We start from the raw sequence: 22,723 nt of genomic DNA on the forward strand, positions 1-22,723 counted from the left end.
TTTTTTAATTCGGTCATTTAGTGTATCTAAACTCTCTCATTAAAAAAATTTTTTGCCTCGACCTTGGGGTTTTTCGTAAGTCCTGTTTATATTGAAGCAGAATTTAAAGCGAGAGTATACCTTTACAAGTGAATTACATGTTGATGATTCCATGTGATCATGGAGACAATCCATATTTCAGGTAATTCCTGTTTAATTTGTAATTATAATGCATTGAGCAATATACTTAAGCTTTGCACTATGTATGGAGAGCCTGCTGCCGCAGATCGTCCCAGGATGGTTAAGGTAAAAGTCAGCTTGGTATTGAGTTCATCAATGGCTACGGATTGTCTGATAATCCAATAACTCATACCCGAATAAAGACCTGTTGAGAGAATTTGGGTGTCGGGCAGTAAAACCGGATGAAGTGTTAGTTGTTTTTCGCGTATGCTTTGCATATTACCCCCTAAAAATCCGGTTATTCCACTCCAGGCGTTAAGTGAATAATTTTTGCGAACAGTGACAAAATCTTGTGGCTTTGAAGTATAGCTGACAGATAAAGTATCCATAAGGGTTTGTTGAGCCCATTGAATCACTCGGGTATTACCATTGGCAGCATAGAGAGCAGATGAGTTGATTGAAAATACCACAATGAAAAGTAAGTTTTTTATTAGTGATTTCATATTAAAATCCCTATTTCGCATCATAGTGTGCAATTTGTTTTATTATTATAGCAGAGATATACTCATGTATTTTTAAGTCAAATTAGCGAATTTTATGCATACCATCACCATTCGTGGCGCAAGAACCCATAATCTCAAGAACTTGGACCTGGAGCTTCCTCGAGATAAATTAATCGTAATAACCGGATTGTCTGGTTCTGGGAAGTCGTCTTTAGCCTTTGATACTCTCTATGCTGAAGGCCAGCGCCGTTACGTGGAATCTTTGTCTGCTTATGCTCGACAATTTTTGTCCATGATGGAAAAACCTGATGTTGATTCGATAGAGGGGCTATCCCCGGCGATTTCTATAGAACAAAAGGCTACCTCTCATAATCCCCGATCCACTGTGGGCACCATTACCGAAATTTATGACTATTTGCGCTTGCTTTATGCCCGAGTCGGAGAGCCAAGATGTCCTACCCACCACACCAGCTTGCATGCTCAGACCATTAGCCAAATGGTTGACCAGGTATTAGCTTTACCAGAAGACAGTAAAGTGATGATTCTGGCGCCTGTTATTCGTGAACGGAAGGGAGAGCATGTCCAGTTTTTGCAACAATTGCAAGCGCAGGGGTACGTACGTGCACGTATTGATGGAGAGCTTTATGAACTGGATTCTCCCCCTAAATTAGGATTACGCACCAAGCACACTATTGAAGTAGTTATTGATCGTTTTAAAGTGCGCCCTGATTTGGCTCAACGTTTGAGTGAATCTTTTGAAAATGCGCTCAATCTGGCAGATGGCCTTGCCATCGTTTCTTCAATGGATGGTCATTTCAAGGAACTTTTATTTTCTTCCAGGTTTGCCTGCTCTGAATGCGGTTACAGTTTAAGTGAACTTGAGCCAAGGCTTTTTTCATTTAACAATCCTGTCGGTGCGTGTTCCTCATGTGATGGGCTTGGAGTGGATCAGTTTTTTGATCCGTCAAGAGTAGTCCACGATGTAACCGCCAGTTTGGCAGAAGGGGCAATCAGGGGATGGGATAGGAAAACCACGTATTATTTCAGCATGCTTGAGTCGCTTGCGAGGCACTATGGTTTTGATACCAGTACGCCTTTTTGTGATTTAAGTGAAGCAATGCAACAAATCGTTTTGTATGGTAGTGGTCGTGAAATAATCGAGTTTCAGTATCATAGGCCGCATGGAGGATACATGGTGAAGCGGCATAGTTTTGAGGGAATAATTCCTAACATGCAACGCCGCTATCGTGAATCAGATTCTGGTATGATAAGGGAGGAACTTGCCAAATACCTATCCTCACGCCCTTGCCAATCTTGTCAGGGAGAGAGATTACGTGAAGAAGCTCGACATGTATTTATTGAGGATAAAAATCTACCAGAAATTACCAGCTACTCCATTGAACAAGCGTATCAGTTTTTTAAAGAGTTAAAATTATCTGGATATAGAGGTGAAATTGCAGCAAAAATAAACAAGGAAATTGTAGAACGACTGGGATTTCTGGTGAATGTCGGTTTGGATTATTTGTCTCTGGCTCGAAGCGCAGAGACTTTATCTGGAGGAGAAGCTCAACGTATTCGCCTGGCCAGTCAAATAGGTTCAGGACTTGTAGGTGTCATGTATATTTTGGATGAGCCTTCAATAGGGTTGCACCAGCGTGACAATGATCGATTATTGAGTACTTTAATGCATTTACGCAACCAGGGAAATACGGTAATCGTTGTGGAGCATGATGAAGATGCTATTCGAAGTGCTGATTTTGTTCTTGATATAGGACCTGGGGCTGGAGTTCATGGCGGTGAAGTTGTTGCCAGTGGTTCTCCAGAAGAAGTCATGAACAATCCGGCGTCGCTCACTGGTCAATATTTGTCTGGTAAAGAGGCAATAGAAATTCCAAAAGCTCGAATCCCAGTTAACTATGATCGGATGATTCATTTAAAAGGAGTGATCTGTAACAATTTACAAAATGTTGATGTCAGTATTCCTTTAGGCTTGTTGACTTGCATTACAGGTGTTTCTGGTTCAGGTAAATCCAGTTTGATTAATGATACTTTATATCCTATAGCTGCCAATGCATTAAACAGAGCCAGCTTAATGACGACAGGTGAGGTTAAGGACATTTCCGGACTGCATCTTTGTGATAAGGTTATTGACATCGATCAGAGTCCAATTGGCAGAACTCCGCGTTCGAATCCAGCAACTTATACTGGCTTGTTTACTCATATAAGAGACTTGTTTTCCGGGACTCCCGAATCAAGAGCACGAGGATATCAGCCTGGACGTTTTAGTTTCAATGTCAAAGGTGGCCGATGTGAAGCTTGCCAGGGCGATGGTCTTATTAAGGTTGAAATGCATTTTTTACCTGATATATACGTTTCGTGCGATGTGTGCCAAGGCAAAAGATACAATAGGGAAACATTGGAAATTCACTACAAAGGAAAAAATATCCATGAAGTTTTGGATATGACAGTGGAAGATGCGTGTATTTTTTTTGCTGCTATTCCTGTTATTGCCAGAAAATGTCAAACATTAATGGATGTCGGTTTGTCTTATATAAAGCTTGGACAAAGTGCCACTACCCTCTCTGGAGGAGAAGCACAAAGAATCAAATTAGCCAGAGAATTATCAAAAAGGGATACCGGAAATACGCTGTATATTCTTGATGAACCTACTACGGGGTTACATTTTCATGACACTAAACAGTTATTAACTGTGTTGACTCGCTTGCGTGAGCAAGGAAATACCATCGTCATTATTGAACATAATTTGGATGTGATAAAAACGGCTGATTGGATCATTGATCTTGGTCCCGAAGGAGGCAGTAAAGGCGGAAAAGTTATTGCAACAGGAACCCCCGAAATGGTTGCCGAAAACCCTCAATCTTTTACAGGCCACTTTTTAAAGGAAATTTTATCTAAATCCAATTAGCGTCTATTACAGAAAGTCGAATAATTCATTAATTCTCAAATTGTCTTTATATTTGATGTTCTATACAGGTTGTTTTTCAGGCAACCTGAATCTCTTTTTGCGACAAAAAACACTTTATCCAGTTGTTTCTTTTTTCTTATCTTACCTGTTATTTTTTGAAATTTCGGGCTATAAATTAGGGAAGGAACCTTTGATAGGATAAGAAGATGAAAACATTTTTTATCGCAATTTTAATTATTATTGCGCTCGCATTTGTTTGGGCAATTAGCATCTACAACACTCTAATTGGATTAATTGAGGCAATTAATAACAATAAAAAACAAATAGATATTCAATTGGATAGGCGATTTAAAGTGTTTGAATCGCTGATAGAAGCAGTTAAAAAATACATGGATTATGAAAAAACCACGCTCAAAGACGTTGTTGCGTTACGTAATCAGGCTCAGGCTGCTAAAGAAGCTGGAGATGAGCAAGGTCGAATTGCAGCAGAAAATGGAATTTCAAAAATTGCATCCAATTTGAATTTGGTTTTTGAACAGTACCCTGATTTGAAAGCAAGCCAAAATGTCATGCAGTTACAAGAGGAGATTGTTAATACAGAAAACAAGCTGGCTTATGCGAAACAGGCTTATAATGATGGAATAGAACGTTATAATGCAAAGAAAAAATCATTTTTTGAATCCATGGTTGTGGCAATGTTTTCTTCTGCTTTGGATAAAGAATTTATTTATTGGGGACTTCCAGAAGAACAGATTCAAGCAAAAGAAAATTACACTGTGAAACTTTGAGCCATAAGCCATGGGGATTGCAGATTATCATGCCACCGCAGGAGATTGGCGTGCACAATTGAGGCGAAACGAGAAAAAGACCCGCATTGTGATTGTGGTCTTTTTTTTAGTTTATATCCTTGTGGGATTGATAGTCGATGTTTTTGTTTTACAAGGCATGTACCCTCATGCCTCTTTGGAAAAGATTATCTATGCTTTAATCACTTTTAAAGTGGTGCCTATTGCTACTTTATTAATGATAGCATTCGCAGGTATTTCTTTGTTAATTACTTATTCTCTTTATGACCGCATTATGTTATTGGGAACGGAATACTATGAAATAACACCAGAAACGGCCCGTACCTTACAAGAAAAACAATTATACAATGTTGTTGAAGAGATGAAAGTAGCATCAGGCTTGCAATATATGCCCAAAGTTTACATTATCGAAGCCAATTACATGAATGCTTTTGCCAGCGGTTATAGTGAGAAATCGGCGATGGTTGCGATTACTCGGGGCTTGATGGAAAAGTTGGACAGGGCTGAAATGCAGGCTGTAATGGCTCATGAGTTAAGTCATATCAGACATCATGATATTAAATTGACTCTTATGGTTGCTGTGCTAAGTAATATTTTATTGATTGTCATCGATATCCTGTTTTATTCCGTAATTTACAAGCGAGACAGAAGAGGGGATAACCGCTTGTTAATGGTTATTATCATCTTAAGATACGTTTTACCCATTATTACTGTTTTGTTAGCTCTCTTTTTAAGTCGAACTCGAGAATATATGGCGGATGCCGGTTGTGTCGAATTAATGAGAGATAACGAGCCTATGGCCAGGGCTCTGCTTAAAATTAATCAAGACCATGCCCAGAATGCGGAACAATATGCGAAAGCCTATGGAGATACTCCTCATGAGCAGGTAAGGCAAGCCTCCTATCTTTTTGATCCTTCTCATATTGACCCTGTAAAATCTCTAAATAATGCCTTTTCAACTCATCCTAGTGTGGAGCAGCGCCTGGAAGCATTGGGTTTTAAACGCAAATAGATTGGTTTTGTAAGGAATCCAATTATTTTTATTCGCGAAACCCAACCCCTTTTTTTAAAAGAATCATATTCCCTACTGTTAAGGCAATTAACATCAGGAAAATGATAATCATAGCTAAAGTAATGCTAACCTCCTCCTGATCAATCATCGTGTGTCTTAAGGCGTTTACCATGTATAAAATTGGATTGAAAAGGGAGATTTTTTGCCAAAACGGAGGCAACATATTAATACTATAAAACACTCCTCCCAGGTAAGTAAGAGGAGTCAGGATAAAGGTTGGGATCAGCATGATGTCATCAAAATTTCGAGCGACCATGGCGTTGGTGAATCCAGCCAGCGAGAAAATGGCTGCAACAAGCACGACAACTGCCAGGGTCATTGGCAAATGGTCTAGTTCAACGGGCAGAAAAAAAGTAGAGATAACAAAAACCAGAATCGCGACGATTAAGCCTCTCAACACTCCTCCTATCACGTAGCCTAACAATAAAAGTCCATTATGCATGGGACTAATCAGCATTTCCTCTATGCTTTTTTGAAATCGTACACTGAATAGTGAATTAGAGACGTTTCCATAGGAATTAATAATAACAGACATCATAATTAATCCGGGCGCTATGAACTGTGGATAATCCACGCCCTCAATATCACCAATACGAGGTCCAATTAAACTGCCAAAAATTAGAAAATATAAGGTTGTGGTGATTACTGGTGGTAAAAACACTTGACTCGAAATGCGAAACATACGTACAAGTTCGCGTCTTACCAAAGTATAGAGGGCAATGAGTTGATATTTAAATGCCATTTTTAATAAGGTCCATAAAAAGTTCTTCTAGTCGGTTGGTTTTATTGCGCATGCTGTGAATCTTTATTCCCTGTTTTGTTAATACAGCAAATACTTCATTTAAACTGAAATTATTGTCAACGCGCAGCTCAAAAGTAGTCGCATCAATAGGTGCCACATTGAAAGGGTGTATATCTGGCAAATTATCAATGGGGTTTTCTGTGTTAAAGATAAAGGTTTGATGGCGTAATGTTTGTAACAAGGCCTTCATCGAGGTATTTTTAATAATTTGACCCTTATCGATTATTGCGATGTTTTTACATAATTGTTCTGCTTCTTCCAAATAATGAGTTGTAAGGATAATCGTTGTTCCTTCCGCGTTGGTCCTTGATAAAAAATCCCACATACTGTGTCTTATCTCTATATCAACACCGGCGGTAGGTTCATCCAGAATAAGCAATTTGGGTTGATGAATCAGTGCTCTGGCAATCATAAGCCTTCTCTTCATTCCGCCGGATAAATGCCGTACGATAGAATGCCTCTTGTCCCAGAGTCCTAATTGTTCTAACAAGGATTCTGCTCTAGGCAAAGCCTTTTTTCTTGAAATGCCATAATAGCCGGCTTGATTCAGTAAAATTTGCTCGCAGTTTTCAAAAATATTAAGGTTGACTTCTTGAGGTACAAGCCCCAAACAAGATTTAGCTTTTTCAGGATAAGTATCCAGATCAAAACCGTAAATTTTGATATTCCCTGATGTTTTATTGACTAAAGAAGTGATTAAACCAATGGTAGTCGATTTCCCTGCGCCATTTGCTCCTAACAGGGCAAAAAAATCACCAGTATTCACTGTTAAATCAATGCCTTTTAACGCTTCAACTCCATTCGAATAGGTTTTTGAAAGTTGTTTAATTTCTAAGGCATGCATGATTTATTATTTAAGTAAAAACGCTATTATACATCATAATTTTTATTCTACAGTAGTATACGGATTTTAATTCATCCCTCATTTCCAGTGTGTTAATTCCGGGGATGAAGGAGGGGTTGCCTCTGGCGATGAATCATCGGCATGAGTGTATTTGCCGGTCACTGCCTTTCTAATTTCCTCCATTTTAGCTAATAGTGCTACATATTCAGGAGGAACAGAGGTTGGGCTGACTAGAGATTTTTTTTTTCTCTGGTAGTGCTATGCGAATCTTCTTTTGGGCGTTCCTTTCTTTCTTTGATTTTAGCGTTTAATTCCTTTAAAAAACCATCACCAGAAAAGAATCCTGAATTTTTTGCAGCAGGCTGGGTTATATTTGGTTTTGGCAAGGATGGTGTTGTAGCTTTTGGAGAGACATCCTCTTTAGGGGTCAAATTTTGGGAGAAAGCTTGACGCTCTATGTCATTGGGAGGTGGTGGAACCGGTTTCTTTGCCGGTTCTTGACTTATTGCAGGAGTAACTTCTTCAGATACAGGAACGACAGGGCATTCATTTTCCTTTGGAAGTTCAATTTTACTTTCTGTAACAGCAGTAATGGGGGATGGAACAACAGGTTCTATATTGGGTTTGGCCTTTGTAATTTCGCTTAGAGTTTGTAGTAACTCGGTTAAAGTGCTTAGTTGCTGCCGAGCAGTGTTAATCTGTGGATGAAGATCAGCAAATGTTTTTTCTGCCTGAACTTGATCCTTTAGAAAGTGATTTTGTGTGACTAACCGCTCATTTTCTTGCTTTGTCTGTTCAAGTTGTCTTTTTAAAGAGTCCACTTCTGTTGCATAGGCTTTTTGAGCTAAAATAAATGATTGTTGGGTCATGGCCAGACTTTCTTTGAGCTCTCTTATTATCCGTTCGGATGGAGTGCCTTCTGGCCCGATTTTAATGTGCATGGAAGTCCCTATCGGGGTAAAGCTGTTTGTCTCAGCATTGTATTTGGTAATAAATGAAATCCAGCAATCCAGTAAGTAGGGATTTGTCTTTGCTGATAAGAGTACCGTAGCATTGAGGTGCTCTATGATACTAACATCGTGAAATGTTTCTATGTTGGACTTGATAATTTCTAAAAGCTCATGGAAAAATTTGTTGATGACTTCATGATTTTGTTCCTTTGCCCAATGATAAAATGAAGGGGTGCCATTGCGTCCATAATTATCAACAAATTCACTGAATAACTTAAGAAAGGCATTACTGATAGGCATGGTGGTAACTCCTGATCCATGGAACCATAGTCAGGACTTAGGAAAAATCCCAATCTCTTTGTTAAAAAAGATTTTTAATTTAGGCAGTTAATTTATCTAAACTACCTTATTAAAAACATTTTTTGCCTTGACCTAGGGGTTTTTCATAAGTCCTGATAGTGTTTCATTTAATATCAACTTAACTAAAAGTTCAATAGCTCCTGTGAAGTTAAAAAATAATTTTTCACTTCATATAGGCTGTGCGAAGTGCTACTGGGTTATTTGGGTTAGTTTATTGTCGAACACTACTAAGGTTGAGCGTGTTTTCATCCATCCTGTTATACTGAAACGTGTTCGCTGAGTTGGGTGGACTTCGTGCGGTAACTCACTATCAAAACAGACCAATCGATTTCCCACTGGATATATGCTTTGAATGAGATTGTCTTCACTATCGTAGAGTAATAATTCGCCACCAAATTCTTTTTGCCAGATTTCATTCAAATAATAGACGAATGATATTTTTCGGTTTTTTTTTCCATCAAACTGATCAATGTGTTTTTTATAAAAAGCCCCTGGGTGATAAATTGCAAAATGCGTTTCAAATTCTACCAAACCAAGATACATGGTTTGATTCAGAATATTGCCTAGAGAGATAAGTTTCTTTAAGTAAGCTTGAATGGACGGATAAGGAGAGTCCGCATCTATCCAGAAAATTTGATCGGCTCTAATCTTGTTATTTTGCTGAGCTTGTAAACTTTGGCCAATTTTAGCATTTCTGAATAAATTTTTCTGTTTCAATTCATTGGCCATAACACGTAAAGAGTGGTAGTGCCCCTCTTCGAGAAACCCATCAATGATATGGAATCCTTGAGCACAAATATTATGGGCAATTAAGTCTGGATTAAACAACCTGTCTACACCAATCAAGCAAAGTGATTATACATTGTACGCCAAGAATTATTTCTTGAAAATAAAAGGCTTGGATGATTATCTTGAGAACGCATTTGTATTGGGTGTGCCTTCCAGTATCCGTTGATATTCTTGCCATTTGGGCATAAATTGTGTCATGAGCGCATAAAATCGTTTGTTATGACTGGCCTCCAAAATATGTACCATTTCATGAACAAGAACGTATTCAAGGCATTCCAAAGGTTTTTTGATTAAATTAAGATTGAGCCAGATTCTTTGTGCGCGAGGATTACACGAACCCCAACGGGTTTTCATTTTTTTTATACCCCATTGATTAATTTTGACTTTCATTATTGGTTCCCATTGTTGAATAAGCCTTGGAATGACATGATTCATTTCTTTTCTATACCAGCGATCCAGATCCATCTGTTTTTGCTGTGGAGTGAAATTGGGTTTTGTATAGTAATGAATTAATTCATCTTTAATTAAGATTTGAGAAGGGCCATGATGCTCTTCAACAATTAATAAATAAGATTTACCTTTAAATAGAATGGTTGCGCCTGTTTGAAGTGATTGCTCACGAGGAAAGGAGCGTGCGCGAATTCGCTCACGTTGGACGCGAATCCATTCACTTTTTTCCTGCAGCTGTTCTTTTATTAACTGTTCGCTGTATTTTAAAGGAACACTCACTTTGACTAACCCGTCAGGAGGATAAATTCTCAAGTTTAAATTTTTAATGGGTTTTCTCAATATTTCTATAGGAATGCCATCAATTTGAATGTGCATAGAAAAATCGCTGTTGGCTTTATTGTTCGATTATACAGAAGAAGAACTGTTTATGATATTGATAGTAGAGCTCACTGAATATCTACAGGACCTGTAGAAGCAATTTGCAAGAAAGAATACTATTCTTTTTCTCATTGTTTGTTTTTAAGTTATTGTCGTAATAATTTTAATGCACACATGGGCATGTAATAATTGCTTTCCTGGCAATTTATCGAAATCCTTGAATGGTATTTCGGCTTTTGTTTAACGCTCAGCCCCGATACATGGGCTATCAATGTATTCCCCATTAATATCCAAAACCATATTGACACTGGCACGTTGATAACGAGCCAGAATATCATATTGTTGCTTTGTGATATAACCGTAAGAACTGCCGCAATACACTAGAGATGAGGCGCCTGAGGTGGGCTTCACCTGTATTGGAATATCACAATCCCATCGAAACTTGGTTAAATCACAATTGGCCATGGCGGCAGCTGTTGGTAACAGAAATAATAATATACTCATAACGGATTTATTTTTCATGGAATTCCCCACTGGTGATGTAGTTTTTTCTTTAAGTATAGAATAACAATTGATGAGCGTATGTTGTTTAACATGAAATAAATTTTCACAAGATTTTTAGTATTGTTAATGTTATAAATTGAATAATTAGATTTTTGTAATGGATAACTATGCTTTCATCAACAAAGGAATATCTTCAAGCTCTACGTGATGGAAAATACCTGCTTTTTCTGCAGTGGCCAAAATTTATTGCAGAATATTATGGTAAGAACGACAAGAATCAAGAAGCTGATGAAATGGTGAATTTGATCATATTTGAATGGTTAAATAATGGTTTTTGTGAGGAGGATATTAAAAAATTTGCTATTTTGTATGCTGTCCATGAAATGGAATCCAGGCCTTTAAGGGAGGGATTATCCTATGCGCTCACTACAATTTCCATCGCTCTTTTTCCATGTATGGTGTATTTAACAAATAATTTGCAAAAGCACTATATTAATTCAAAAAAATTATCAAGTAAGGAAGTGCTCCAATTGATGGCCATGAATAACACTTATCTTGAGAAGCGACAGTTTGTTGAATTGTTAGGGCAAGAGCAAGATAAATTTTTCACTTGGGTTAAGGAGTCAGATCTTTCTGCGGTTTATAAAGCGTTTGATCAAATTTATTCAGTCACTTATCTAAAATATCTAATTGAAGATTATCTGAATTTGTTAGAGTCTGCGCACTTGCCAAATGATCAACTAAAATCTTCTCGTATCAGCTTGATTATTCGATTAGCCAAATATCTCAACGAGCAAACTGAATTAACTCAAGATGTCCTTGATGAAATAGCAGTGTATGTAAAAAAGCTCTGGGAAATGCAGCCTGCTGAGTTTGAAGAAGAATTTTTAAAGAAAATTTCCCCGTTATCGTTTATAGATAATACTGTACGAATATTAACGGGATTGAGTGCCAGATTTTTTAGTATATTACAACCTCCTGCTCCTTCTTTGAATATCAATTCTGATATGGATAAGCATCCCAAGGTTTGATTCCTGTCCCAATGTAATATTGATTATTGTAAGCACAGTTAATCAGGTGATTTTTGCTTCATGAGTGAGCAGATTTGTTTTATAAGAAATAGCGTTTGGATTGCCCATGTATCCTCCCAGATCATTTTTGCCTACTACTCTATGACAGGGAATAAATAAAGCCAGTGGGTTGCATTTGCAGGCTTGCCCAATTGCTCTTGGACTACTTTGAAGTTTAATGGCGAGCTCTCCATAAGTGACAGTTCTGCCAACAGGAATCACTAATAGCGTATTCCAAACTTTTTGCTGGAAGATGCTTCCTTGAGGTTTTAGCGGAAGTTGAAAACGATGATGGGGATTGTCGAAATAGGCTTTTAATTCACCGGCGATTAAATGAGCCAATTGGTTTTGAGCTGGGTCGCCCGATTTGTCTGTGAATGAGGCATTGAAAATAAAATGCTCATCATGGACTACTTCCAGGTTACCCACAGGGGTATTAAAAATAGACACGAGGAGCATTTCACCATTCAAGAATTAATCGCCTTTCTTTCCTGATAATTTTTCTTTAATACGAGCTGCGCGACCGGCGAGATTTCTTAAGTAGTATAATTTAGCACGACGAACGTCACCACGCCTTTTCACCGTAATGCTATCAACAATAGGACTGTATGTTTGGAAAACGCGCTCTACACCAACGTTATGAGAAATTTTACGGACAGTGAAAGCAGAGTTTAGTCCACGGTTACGCTTGGCAATCACAACTCCTTCAAATGCTTGTAAACGCTCACGGTTACCTTCAATAACTTTTACTTGAACCAGAACAGTATCGCCTGGGTTGAAATCAGGAATTTCTTTGCCTTGCATTTGTTCGGCATTTATTTGGTCAATAATATTAGTCATGGACTACTCCTCAAATTGGCTTATCCTCAGTAGGAATCACCGTGTTCGCATTTAAACTCAGCAAGCAATTGCCTGTCTGTTTCACTTAATTGTACTTTCTCAAGTAAATCCGGGCGCTTGAGCCAGGTTTTACCCAGGGATTGTTTTCTACGCCAGCGTTCTATTTCTTTATGGTTTCCTCCCAATAAAACATCAGGTACATCCAGTCCATTTATAGTTGCTGGTCGGGTATAATGTGGACAGTCTAATAATCCATTCATAAATGAATCTTGTTCAGCTGATCCCAAATGCCCAAGGCTGCCAGGTATTAAGCGAATTATCGCGTCAATAAATACCATTGCAGCCAGTTCACCACCACTTAACACAAAATCTCCTAGCGACCATTCTTCATCTATATGATGACTAATGATTCGCTCATCAATTCCTTCATATCTCCCTGCAACAAATAGCAGCGATTGTTTTTGTGTAGCTATTAGTTTTAAATCGTTTTGTTTTACTACCTTGCCCTGAGGGCTTAAATAAACTGTTTTGCAGTTTCCCTTCATTTCAGCACGGGCATGCCTTATTGCGGCATGCAATGGCTCATACATCATAACCATTCCTGGTCCACCGCCATAGGGTTTGTCATCAACTTGCCTATAAGGTTTTGATGACCAATCCCTGGGGTTCCAGCAATCAATTTTAACCAAGCCTTGTTCAATAGCTCGGCCGGTTACCCCATAATGAATACCTTCCATTATTTCTGGCAACAGGGTGATGACTCCAAGATGTAATGCCACTTAAAAATTCATATCCCAATCAACAGTGATTACTTGCTGGCTTTCATCCACATCAATTACGAATTGGCCTGGAAGATAGGGAATTAAATGTCTTTTTTCACCTTCCACAACAAGCACATCATTCGAGCCAGTGGGCATGATTTCAACAACTTTTCCAAAAAGCTCACCTTGGGAGTTTATGACACTCATGCCAATCAGCTGGTACCAGTAGTATTCACCTGGTGCCAAAGCAGCAAGCTGTGATTTTTGCACAGCAATATCTAAATTAGTCAGTGCAGAGACTAATTCACGTTCAGGATACCCTTCAATTTGAGCAATAATCGCTTTAGTTCTTACTTCTATTGCCAATAATTTAAGGGGCTGCCACTGTTTATTTAAAAAAACGTGCCAGTCATTGTACCGCAAGATATTATCAGCAGGTTCTGTAAAGGAATGTACGGTGACAAAACCTTTAATACCATGGGGTCTGCCAAAACGACCGATGACCACCCAATTTGTCTTGTTATTCACTTTGACTAAGCAGCTGTTCCTGAGTTTTTACTATGTTCTTTTAACAAGGCACTGACTCGATCTGATAACTTGGCCCCAACTTTTTGCCAGTGGGTCATTTTATCCATATCAATGTGAAGCTTTACTTCTTGTCCACGTGCTATAGGGTTAAAATAACCAATACGCTCAATGTAGTTTCCATCGCGACGCTTGCGGCTGTCAGTAACAACCATGTGATAAAAAGGACGCTTTTTTGCGCCAGCTCGTGATAAACGTATAACGACCATTATTTTCCTCTACTGTTAGAGTGGTTACATAAAAATGCCGTGTATTGTACGAAAATTACATCGACATGTGAAGTAATTCTTACGAATTATTTTAAATCATCTGGAAACATGCCTTTCAATCCAGCCATGCCCCCAATTCCTCGCATCATTTTTTGCATTCCACCGGGTTTGGTAAATTTTTTCATCATCTTTTGCATCTGTTCAAATTGTTTTAATAGTCTATTGACGTCCTGAATTTGAGTTCCAGAGCCTAAAGCTATGCGCTTTTTACGGGAGCCTACAATAATTTTGGGTATACGACGTTCTTTGGGAGTCATAGAGTTAATGATTGCAATGGTTTGAGCCATCGCTTTGTCATTCACTTGCTGCATTGCCTGTTTTGGTAATTGACCCATCCCGGGTAATTTGCTCATCATCCCGGAGATACCCCCCATATTGTTCATTTGTAATAATTGTTGTTTGAAATCTTCTAAGTCAAATCCTTTCCCTTTTTTTAATTTTTTTGCCAGTTTTTCGCTGGCTTGTTTGTCGGCTTTGCGCTCTACCTCTTCAATGAGAGTTAAAATATCTCCCATCCCCAATATTCTTGATGCAATCCGTTCAGGGTGGAAAGGTTCCAAGGCTTCTATTTTTTCACCACTCCCTATAAATTTTATAGGTTTCCCAGTGATTTGTTTGACGGATAGTGCTGCTCCTCCTCGAGCATCGCCGTCCGTTTTGGTCAAAATCACACCAGTCAGAGGGAGAGCCTCATGAAATGCTTTTGCAGTATTGGCAGCGTCTTGTCCTGTCATACTGTCAACAACAAAAAGGGTTTCAATTGGATTGACTGCTTTGTGCAAGGATTTGATTTCAGACATCATATCCTCATCAACATGCAGGCGTCCTGCTGTATCGAGAATAAGAACATCGACATACTGTTTTCTGGCACTTTCCAAAGCTTTCTGAGCAATTTTTATCGGTTGCTCATTGGAGTCTGAATCAAAGAAGGCGACATCAATTTGCTCGGCTAATACTTTCAGTTGATGTATAGCGGCTGGTCTGTATACATCAACGCTGGCCATCATCACTTTTTTATTTTCGGTTTCTTTTAAATAACGCGCGAGTTTTGCGGTACTCGTTGTTTTACCAGAACCTTGTAAGCCTGCCATTAAAAAGACAGCAGGTGGTTGGGTTTTGTAATCAAGTTCAGCCCGTTCATCACCCATAACGTGAATGAGCTCATCATGCACGATTTTAATGAATGCCTGATCGGGATTTAAACTGGTTAAGACTTCCTGTCCAAGCGATTTTTGTTTTACTTGCTCAATAAACTCTTTGATAACGGGTAAAGCGACATCGGCCTCAATAAGGGACAGTCTTACTTCACGCAAGGCATGCTGGATATTGTCTTCCGTCAGGCGGCCTTGGCCTCGCAAATTTTTAAAGGTTCGGGTTAAGCGTTCGGTTAAATTATCAAACATAGTGAGTAGTACCCAAAAAATGACTACTATAACATAGAGAGTTAAAAGTATACCACAGAGAAAAACGCATTAATGATTAGCCGTAATTGATGACAGTGAATCAAGTCAGGTTATCTTTATGATTTTGTAATTAGAAGCTGTAGAGTAATGTAATCAGTTACTCTACAGTTTTTCAGGTTTTGGATAAATCACCATTAATTGCCATACAGTAAACCTATAGAACGGTCTTCACTATGGTTAACCAAACTATATCAATTAATGGAATCCATATCCATTCATTCCAGTTTTCTTCTCATCATCGTGAGGTTTGGATAAAGGTTTTGTTGTTGTTGTCGACGTAAGGAAAAATCCTACTCTTAGCCCTGCGAAAGTTGTTGGAGTATCTACTTCTTTTTCTTTCACAACAGGTTGCTTTTTAGTTGTGTGAACCGAAGGAGAGGATACAGGCAAAGGACTGGGCAGAGTTGTTTCCAGTTTTGGCATATCTTCGGGGAGAGTATTGGCTTTATGGTAGGCTTCGATAAAGCTGGTGTGTTCTTCGGATGAAATAAGAGAATGTTTTTCTAGTATTCCCAGAATGTTTTCCAATTTACTCTCGTCAATAGTCTTGTCAAATTGTGCATGGTAATGGTTCTCATCCATGCTAAACTCATCTTGATGATACAAATCATGATCATGATCATCACGATGTATAAAGCGATAGACACCAAGTTCATTCGAACGCATCATAAAAAACTGATCAACCTGAGCGCTGTTGCAATCCATTTTAGAAAACAACAGAACCATGAGAAGATCAAGCTCACTACGTATTTGAATAGGTTTTGGCAGTACAGATGATTTAGGGTAGACAGTCAATGTATCGTTATATAAACTGAGGTTGACTTTTTTACACAAATGGGTAAATGCTTTAGGCATAAAGGACTCCAATGATTTTTACAAAAAGCAGTTGTCTATATTTTGGCCCCATAGTTTAAAACATTAACATTAAGGTTTTCTTAAGAAGAAATAAGAAGTGCTATCAACGAATTGCCATAATTGCTCTGTTGCTTCGAGGATATCGGATTTGCTGTACAACTAGGCTTTCGATTTGTATTGACTTGTCCCATTTCCATTTCTCTCTTTTTACTGATACTTTCTGGTGAGGTAACAGTAATACATAACCAACACGAAAATTGAAAAATATAGAATAAGCTATTGATTTTAAGGTTTTTTCATAAATCCTCATAAAAAGCAGTTCAATTAAAAATACATTATCCCTATTTTTCAAGGTTTATTTTCAACAAGCATTTATCTCGCTTTTTTATTTGCTAATAAAAAAATCAATTTGCTTATTTCTCTTAATATTTTCTTAATGATATTTAGTTATTATTTTGCACAGTTTGTATCTGGATGTGGTGAAAGTTATGACTAAAATAATCCTGGTGTATGCTAATTGTGTTAATTCAACTGCTAAAGGCGATTTTGCTCTGGCTGGGCAGATTGCCAAAGATTTAGTTAGAGAAAAAACTTCTGATGATATCGATGTGGTTTTAACCTCTACTTTGGATGGAATTGCAAGATTTGAAAGCCTTTATGGCAAAGCAGTTGATGGCCGTGTAATGATTGAAGGGACCAGCGTAGGCTTATGTGCCCTGGAATTATTTGACTCGGTAGATAATAAAGTGGTGGCTTTCATTGAAGCCAACCGCTGCAAATATGCGCCAAGTGATATTCTGAAGCGAGTTCTCTCTCCTGACAGCAAGTTTTTATTTATTGGAGCTGCTAACCAAAAGGCAATAGCAAAAGGCGATAAATATACTAAATCCTGGCTGTATATAAGTCATAAAGGTGATCAGCCTAATGTTTACGAGCATTTTGACGAAGACGATTCTCTAATGCAAAGTGTAGGTTTAGGTGATGATCGATTAGGATTACCATCATTGCCAAAAGTTGATGAATTACCGGAGATGAACTCCACACAATCACAAAAAATACCAAGCGGAGAGTATGGGTTTATGTATCTTGCCGCTGTACATGGGATTGATGACGTCTATTTAATGAATCAATACATGTCTTTAACCGGGATGGGGCAGTATGTCTTGGTGGGGGAATATGCCAAACAATCAAAAGAAGTTCAAATGGTTCTGCATAGTCTACAGTACAAAGGCAGTTCGGTATCACTAGGAGTGCCTCAGATTTTCTTCCATGATTCGGTCGATAATTGTTTAATGCGAAACATGGTTTCAAAGTCTTCTGGTCCTTTGGTTGTTTCCACAGGGGTTATGAGTTCTATTGAGGCGATGCAGGATGGTAAATTAACGTATTATCAGACAATGTCTAATAATACCCAATTTGTGGCTTCTTATTTAATTGCAGTGAAATCGATTTGTTCCAGTGATACAACACTATTTGGTTCCATGCCGCAATTAATTATCGACTTGTCCAATTTGCTTTTTGCAGAAAAACCATTGAAAGAAAGCCAAGTAAAAGAAATTAAAACTTTACTGAGCATGTCTTCGGTTACCAGTCGTTTGGGTGAAATGAATAAAAAAATCATTGCAAAAGCAAACGGGACTGTTGCTGGTGAGCTTTTAAGCTTTATTGGAAAACCTAAAACGACGCAATCACATAAACAATGCATCAGCGTTTGTATGTCTCTTCGCAAGAGTGGTGAAACTACGTCACCTATTTTTGATCAAGCATTACGCAGAGCAGCAGCTTGGGGTCGCTTGTTTGAATTGAAAGTGTTGATTGCATCAATGTCAACTTCTGATTTAAATAAAAAAGATAAAACTGGGAATCAATACACAGCACTTCATTGGGCTGTGATGCAGGGGCATTTAGATTGTGCAAGATTATTAGTTAAATCTGGCGCCTCTGTCGATATTCAAGACAAGTCTGGTAAATCGCCTTTACACTATGCGATTAAAAGAGGAGATAAAGAAACCATTAAATTATTGGTTCAAGCAGGAGCTTCTTTGGAAATTATTGATGATTCAGGAGCAAAACCTTGTGATGGATCAGAATATTGGGTTCCTGAGTATATTAAATCCTGTTATGAGAAAAGTGGTCACAATAAATCTAGTGGCTTGTTTTAAAGATTAGTCTTAATGACAGATTTGTAACCCTGAATTACCCGGAGATGAAATCCATGATCCGGGTAATTTTTTATTATTTATAAAGCATGGATGATTTTATTTGCTTTTCTGGTATTACCCAGTTTTTTGAAGAAAATTTAACCCCGAACCCCTCGACTTATTTTATGGGTTAATTTTATACTCAATTCATTATGGATAGCATCTGGTTCAAGGGATATGATTTTTGTTCTAATTTGTATCGTGTTAGTTTGCGGTTTGGTCGTGTATCAACTCATACCCAAGCTCCTTTCGTATTCTCCTTCTCAGATCTCAAAAAATCGGGATTCCAGGGAGTTAACTCATGATGGTATTACGGATGTCTTAACAAAATTAGGTCATCCTAAGTTTGAGGGGGTCTGTTATGGCTTCACTCTTAATTGGGCATTAGCGGTGGCTCAGGGTAAGGAATCTTTTTTTTACCGCCAATTGCACCATTTACGAACCCATCAGTTTGATTTACCTAAAACGTTACAACAAATTGAAGAAAAGAAAGAAAGTAAACAATTATTAAGCAATGACGAGGCAATCATTGAAACTTTGCCTCAGTTAGGAAAGAAAATTTGTATCGCTCAAGACCCCCTGCTATATAAGGAGAAATACAGAAAACTGGTATGGCAGCCTGATATTAACTCCATTTTGAAAGCCATAAATGCTGATTCTTCCATTGCAAAGCACATTTTTTATAAAACACACAGTTTTTTACATCAGGATGAAGCAACAGAGTATCTTGAATTATTAAAAAGAACAGGTATTAGAGAGGATGTTGCAGTCATTATCAGTACTGCAGATCACGCTATGGGATTTAAACTGGCGGGTAATGTTTGGCGGTTTATTAACATCAATGATTTATACCAACAAGACAAAAATAAACCTTACTTTGAGTTTTCATCACAAAACCTGGTTAAAGAATTGTATCGTGTTTGTGCCGAGAACCTTCAGGGAAGTCGATTGACCGTGAATACCGATTTTATTTCCATTCATCCTGAAGAAAAACTGTCAAGAGCGCTGCATAATGTATTTCCTGTGTTCCCAGTCAGAACCAAAACATCTTATCCTGAACGATTGGCTTTTTTTTCCATGGCAGCTACTCAGGGTGATATGAATTCTGTAAAAAAATGTATTTACTCTGGGTGGTCAATTTTTTCTCGACAACGGCTAAGTGATGATTCGCCTATCGTTACTGCCATCTATTTAGGAAGAAGAGAGGTAGTACGTGCCATGCTGAGCACTTCTCGACATAGAGTCAACCAAAAGCGGAAAAGTGATTCTTCTACTTTGCTGCATATTGCTTGTCGGTATGGCGGTAGTGGCATAGTCGAAGATCTATTGAACATACGTGGAATTAAAATTGATCCCCAGGACAGCAAGGGGAGAACGCCACTCATGTACGCCTGTAAAAAATCTGTGGTGACGAATGATAGAAAATTGTTTAATTTATTGTTTGCAAAAGGCGCATCTCTTACTATGAAAGACAATGAAGGTTTGACTGCACTTGACCACGCTATTAAAAACGAGAACACCCTTGCAATCCAAATGATTGAGGAGCGATTGGAAAAAGAAGCTTGTGTGCAAGAGGCTTCGACTTCTCGTCAATTTAAATTTTCTAAGGCAAAAGGTACATTGTTTCAGAGGGGAGGGAAAACTATTTCCTATCCTTCACAGCAACCCAACTTAAGTTTGAAATAGGATAATTTTTAGTAAACAAACCATGTAATGTGCGTCATAAAGATTCTTGTTATTAATTTTATATACAGAATACTGGTTTTTCATGACATAACATCATATGATGTTTTCGCATCGGACCTGTACTGAAATGAAAATTCTCAACCTCTGTTGGGTCAATTTTATAGGTCAGTATATTAAGGGGTATATTTGGTTATTTTTTATTCGATTATTAAGGTTTCCTTAAGCTTATTTCTTTATAATAAACTTTTGATTCCAAATAGTCCTCACTGAAGGAATACAATGAGCAATAAAAAACATTCTCTCACCATATTTAGCTTGACTATGATTACCGTTGGCTCTGTGGACAGTATCCGTAACTTGCCAGCTACTGCATTATTTGGGAGTCAATTGATTTTTTATTTTATTCTGGGTGCTTTATTCTTCCTTATACCAACCGCATTGGTCTCGGCAGAGTTAGCTTCTGGATGGGCCAGGCAGGGTGGGGTTTACATCTGGGTTAAAGAAGCTTTTGGGAAAAAATCAGGGTTTTTAGCCATTTGGCTGCAATGGATAGAAAATGTGATTTGGTATCCCACGATTTTATCGTTTGTTGCAGGAACAATAGGTTATCTCATTGATCCCTCTCTAACTACCAATCCCTATTTCCTTTGGGCAGTCATTGTCAGTTGTTTTTGGGGCGCAACCATTGTGAATTTGCGCGGTATGAAATCATCTGCCATGTTCAGTAATATTTGCTCTTTAGCAGGGTTATTATTGCCCATGTCTTTGATCATTGGTTTGGGAGCTGTTTGGATAGTTCAAGGCAACCCGTTACAAATCAGTTTTGACATGCCAAGTATTGTTCCGCATTTATCAGATAAAGGCATGTGGGTTTCATTAACCGCCATCATATTGTCGTTTTGCGGGATAGAGATTGCGACTGTTCATGCCAATGATGTCAAGGATCCCCAACATGCTTTTCCTAAAGCTCTGGTTTATTCTGTAGGGATCATTCTGAGCACTTTGATTTTAGGTTCATTAGCGATTGCAGTAGTACTCCCACAAAAGGATATCAATTTGGTAGCTGGGATTATGCAAGCCTTTTCTGCCTTTTTCCTTAAATATCACATGGATTGGATGATGCCTGTGGTGGCTGTTATGTTGGTTCTGGGAGGGCTTGGTGGTGTGAGTAATTGGATCATTGCCCCTACCAAGGGTCTGTTAGTTGCTGCAGAGGAGGGGAATTTACCGGAGGTATTTCAGAGGACTAATGGAAAAGGCGCTCCGGCTATGATGTTATACACCCAGGCAACCATAGTTACGGTGTTATCGGCCTTATTTTTATTTATGCCCAGTGTCAATGGTTCCTATTGGCTGTTAACGGCATTGGCGGCTCAATTATACATGCTGATGTATTTGATCATGTTTGTTGCAGCAATTAAATTGCGTATAAGCCAACCTTACCATCCCAGACCTTTTAAAATTCCAGGTGGTATGGCAGGAATGTTGTTTGTTGCAGGCATAGGCATCATTGGAGTGGTCACCACTTTAGCTGTTAGCTTTATTCCTCCAGAGGGGATTAATGTCGGCAGTGCAACACGCTATGAACTGACTTTGATTATTGGTTTGTTGCTTATGTGTGCTCCTCCTTTTATAACCAGTTGGTTGCAATCCAAAGAGGCGGATTTGGAACCTGTTGTTTAAATTAACATGACAGGTTAATTTTAATTACCGTAGTTGTTTATGTAACTTTCAAAAGATGGGCTATATTGACGAATTGTTGGCAGAACTAACTGGACGATTGCCAGAGTTGGAATGGAAGATTAATGGATTGAGCTCTTCAATTTCAATTCATAACTTGCCTAAAGGCTTATTCTCTTCGGTTATAGAATTCAATGGACCTGCCTGTATCAAAGAAATCAGGGATGATATTCATGCTTTACACAAGCATAAGGATGAGTCAATAGCATGCTTTTTGGCAGAGCGTATTCAGAAAAAAATTAATGTTTTGGTCATTTTATGTCAAATGGACAAAAAGAATACTAAACCTGAAACAAAAGTTTCCTTTGATTTGACAACGCTTAGTACAAGACAACAATGGATTGAAACCATGGAAAAGGATATCTGTGCTCTGGAAGAACAACATCAAGCCATGAGAAAAACTTTGGAACAAATGAAGTCTTGCTCCAATCCTGCAACCATTTTGCATTTACAAACCGAATTAGGGAATGTTGAAAAAAGACTTACCCTCGCTAAGGAAACGCTCAATCGTGCGATATCCTGAAAACGCCACTTCTTAAATTAACGTGAGTTATCGATAAGGATTATATAAGAAGCAGTCCATATCCAGGGTCCGTTCGGGCTAAGGAGATGCCTAAGCATCGTCTCGTAAGTCCTGTTCCATACAAGGCTTCGAGACGGCATAAGCTCGAACGATTCAAGAGAACGACCTATGTTATCCATAACTCACA

At 38.4% G+C, this 22,723-nt stretch carries 21 protein-coding genes and 1 pseudogene; 8 read left to right on the forward strand and 14 right to left on the reverse strand.

Translation table 11 applies throughout. From position 1 onward, the window contains the following. Nucleotides 1-203 precede the first annotated feature (203 nt). On the reverse strand, nt 204-662 hold the full coding sequence (locus EL201_RS02040) for a hypothetical protein (protein ID WP_027223462.1): 459 nt from the start codon (nt 660-662) through the stop codon (nt 204-206). A gap of 94 nt (nt 663-756) precedes the next feature. On the opposite strand from EL201_RS02040, the gene uvrA reads away from it, so the two are divergent. From uvrA to htpX, 3 genes are all read left to right on the forward strand, one after another. After that, nucleotides 757-3,588, forward strand: a complete 2,832-nt coding sequence (uvrA, locus tag EL201_RS02045; RefSeq protein ID WP_027223463.1) for an excinuclease ABC subunit UvrA — start codon at nt 757-759, stop codon at nt 3,586-3,588. Nucleotides 3,589-3,794: 206 nt separating this feature from the next. Continuing rightward, nucleotides 3,795-4,376: a LemA family protein gene (locus tag EL201_RS02050; protein WP_027223464.1), complete on the forward strand. Its 582-nt coding sequence runs from the start codon at nt 3,795-3,797 to the stop codon at nt 4,374-4,376. Between the two features lie 10 nt (nt 4,377-4,386). Next, nucleotides 4,387-5,406: a zinc metalloprotease HtpX gene (gene htpX / locus EL201_RS02055; protein WP_027223465.1), complete on the forward strand. Its 1,020-nt coding sequence runs from the start codon at nt 4,387-4,389 to the stop codon at nt 5,404-5,406. 28 nt (nt 5,407-5,434) lie between these two features. Here htpX and EL201_RS02060 read toward each other — a convergent pair whose 3' ends face one another. From EL201_RS02060 to EL201_RS02085, 6 genes and pseudogenes are all read right to left on the reverse strand, one after another. Beyond that, nucleotides 5,435-6,208 (reverse strand): ABC transporter permease, encoded by a 774-nt coding sequence (locus EL201_RS02060; RefSeq protein ID WP_027223466.1) that lies wholly within the window; start codon nt 6,206-6,208, stop codon nt 5,435-5,437. Continuing rightward, on the reverse strand, nt 6,198-7,112 hold the full coding sequence (locus tag EL201_RS02065) for an ABC transporter ATP-binding protein (protein ID WP_027223467.1): 915 nt from the start codon (nt 7,110-7,112) through the stop codon (nt 6,198-6,200). The genes EL201_RS02060 and EL201_RS02065 overlap by 11 nt, the downstream gene beginning before the upstream one ends. A 230-nt stretch (nt 7,113-7,342) precedes the next feature. After that, nucleotides 7,343-8,382 (reverse strand): annotated as a pseudogene (locus tag EL201_RS02070) (Dot/Icm T4SS effector VipA). Between the two features lie 229 nt (nt 8,383-8,611). Continuing rightward, on the reverse strand, nt 8,612-9,250 hold the full coding sequence (locus EL201_RS02075) for a 2OG-Fe(II) oxygenase (RefSeq protein WP_027223469.1): 639 nt from the start codon (nt 9,248-9,250) through the stop codon (nt 8,612-8,614). Between the two features lie 78 nt (nt 9,251-9,328). Then, nucleotides 9,329-10,036, reverse strand: a complete 708-nt coding sequence (locus tag EL201_RS02080) for a M48 family metallopeptidase (RefSeq protein WP_027223470.1) — start codon at nt 10,034-10,036, stop codon at nt 9,329-9,331. Between the two features lie 243 nt (nt 10,037-10,279). Next, the gene (locus EL201_RS02085; RefSeq protein WP_027223471.1) at nt 10,280-10,561 is read right to left on the reverse strand and encodes a hypothetical protein; all 282 of its coding nucleotides are present in this window, start codon (nt 10,559-10,561) and stop codon (nt 10,280-10,282) included. A 149-nt stretch (nt 10,562-10,710) separates the two neighbouring features. On the opposite strand from EL201_RS02085, the gene EL201_RS02090 reads away from it, so the two are divergent. Next, nucleotides 10,711-11,574, forward strand: coding sequence for an Lpg0393 family guanine-nucleotide exchange effector (locus EL201_RS02090; RefSeq protein ID WP_027223472.1), 864 nt, complete (start codon nt 10,711-10,713; stop codon nt 11,572-11,574). A 42-nt stretch (nt 11,575-11,616) separates the two neighbouring features. On the opposite strand, the gene EL201_RS02095 is transcribed toward EL201_RS02090, so the two are convergent. The 7 genes from EL201_RS02095 to EL201_RS02125 all read right to left on the reverse strand — a co-directional run bounded on the left by EL201_RS02095 (nt 11,617) and on the right by EL201_RS02125 (nt 16,398). Beyond that, on the reverse strand, nt 11,617-12,072 hold the full coding sequence (locus EL201_RS02095; RefSeq protein WP_027223473.1) for a methylated-DNA--[protein]-cysteine S-methyltransferase: 456 nt from the start codon (nt 12,070-12,072) through the stop codon (nt 11,617-11,619). Nucleotides 12,073-12,087: 15 nt separating this feature from the next. Continuing rightward, nucleotides 12,088-12,453, reverse strand: a complete 366-nt coding sequence (rplS, locus tag EL201_RS02100) for a 50S ribosomal protein L19 (protein WP_010946144.1) — start codon at nt 12,451-12,453, stop codon at nt 12,088-12,090. A gap of 26 nt (nt 12,454-12,479) precedes the next feature. Then, nucleotides 12,480-13,232: a tRNA (guanosine(37)-N1)-methyltransferase TrmD gene (gene trmD, locus EL201_RS02105; protein WP_027223474.1), complete on the reverse strand. Its 753-nt coding sequence runs from the start codon at nt 13,230-13,232 to the stop codon at nt 12,480-12,482. After that, nucleotides 13,233-13,742 (reverse strand): ribosome maturation factor RimM, encoded by a 510-nt coding sequence (rimM, locus tag EL201_RS02110; protein ID WP_027223475.1) that lies wholly within the window; start codon nt 13,740-13,742, stop codon nt 13,233-13,235. A 5-nt stretch (nt 13,743-13,747) separates the two neighbouring features. Further along, nucleotides 13,748-14,008 (reverse strand): 30S ribosomal protein S16, encoded by a 261-nt coding sequence (gene rpsP / locus EL201_RS02115; protein ID WP_027223476.1) that lies wholly within the window; start codon nt 14,006-14,008, stop codon nt 13,748-13,750. A gap of 86 nt (nt 14,009-14,094) precedes the next feature. Then, a complete protein-coding gene (gene ffh / locus EL201_RS02120; RefSeq protein WP_027223477.1) occupies nt 14,095-15,471 on the reverse strand; it encodes a signal recognition particle protein in 1,377 nt (458 codons plus the stop codon). Nucleotides 15,472-15,726: 255 nt separating this feature from the next. Further along, entirely contained in the window at nt 15,727-16,398 is a 672-nt protein-coding gene (locus tag EL201_RS02125; RefSeq protein WP_080273282.1) for a hypothetical protein, read from the reverse strand. Between the two features lie 443 nt (nt 16,399-16,841). Here EL201_RS02125 and ankY point away from each other — a divergent pair, with 443 nt between their 5' ends. The 4 genes from ankY (at nt 16,842) to EL201_RS02145 (ending at nt 22,536) form a co-directional block, all read left to right on the forward strand. After that, nucleotides 16,842-18,548: a Dot/Icm T4SS effector AnkY/LegA9 gene (gene ankY, locus EL201_RS02130; RefSeq protein WP_027223480.1), complete on the forward strand. Its 1,707-nt coding sequence runs from the start codon at nt 16,842-16,844 to the stop codon at nt 18,546-18,548. 216 nt (nt 18,549-18,764) lie between these two features. Beyond that, on the forward strand, nt 18,765-20,273 hold the full coding sequence (gene ankG, locus EL201_RS02135) for a Dot/Icm T4SS effector AnkG/AnkZ/LegA7 (RefSeq protein ID WP_027223481.1): 1,509 nt from the start codon (nt 18,765-18,767) through the stop codon (nt 20,271-20,273). A gap of 279 nt (nt 20,274-20,552) precedes the next feature. Continuing rightward, nucleotides 20,553-21,956, forward strand: a complete 1,404-nt coding sequence (locus EL201_RS02140) for an amino acid permease (RefSeq protein ID WP_027223482.1) — start codon at nt 20,553-20,555, stop codon at nt 21,954-21,956. A 55-nt stretch (nt 21,957-22,011) separates the two neighbouring features. Beyond that, entirely contained in the window at nt 22,012-22,536 is a 525-nt protein-coding gene (locus EL201_RS02145; protein ID WP_027223483.1) for a primosomal replication protein, read from the forward strand. Nucleotides 22,537-22,723: the final 187 nt, after the last annotated feature.

The organism is Legionella pneumophila subsp. pascullei, from assembly GCF_900637585.1.
GTDB classification, from domain to species: domain Bacteria; phylum Pseudomonadota; class Gammaproteobacteria; order Legionellales; family Legionellaceae; genus Legionella; species Legionella pascullei.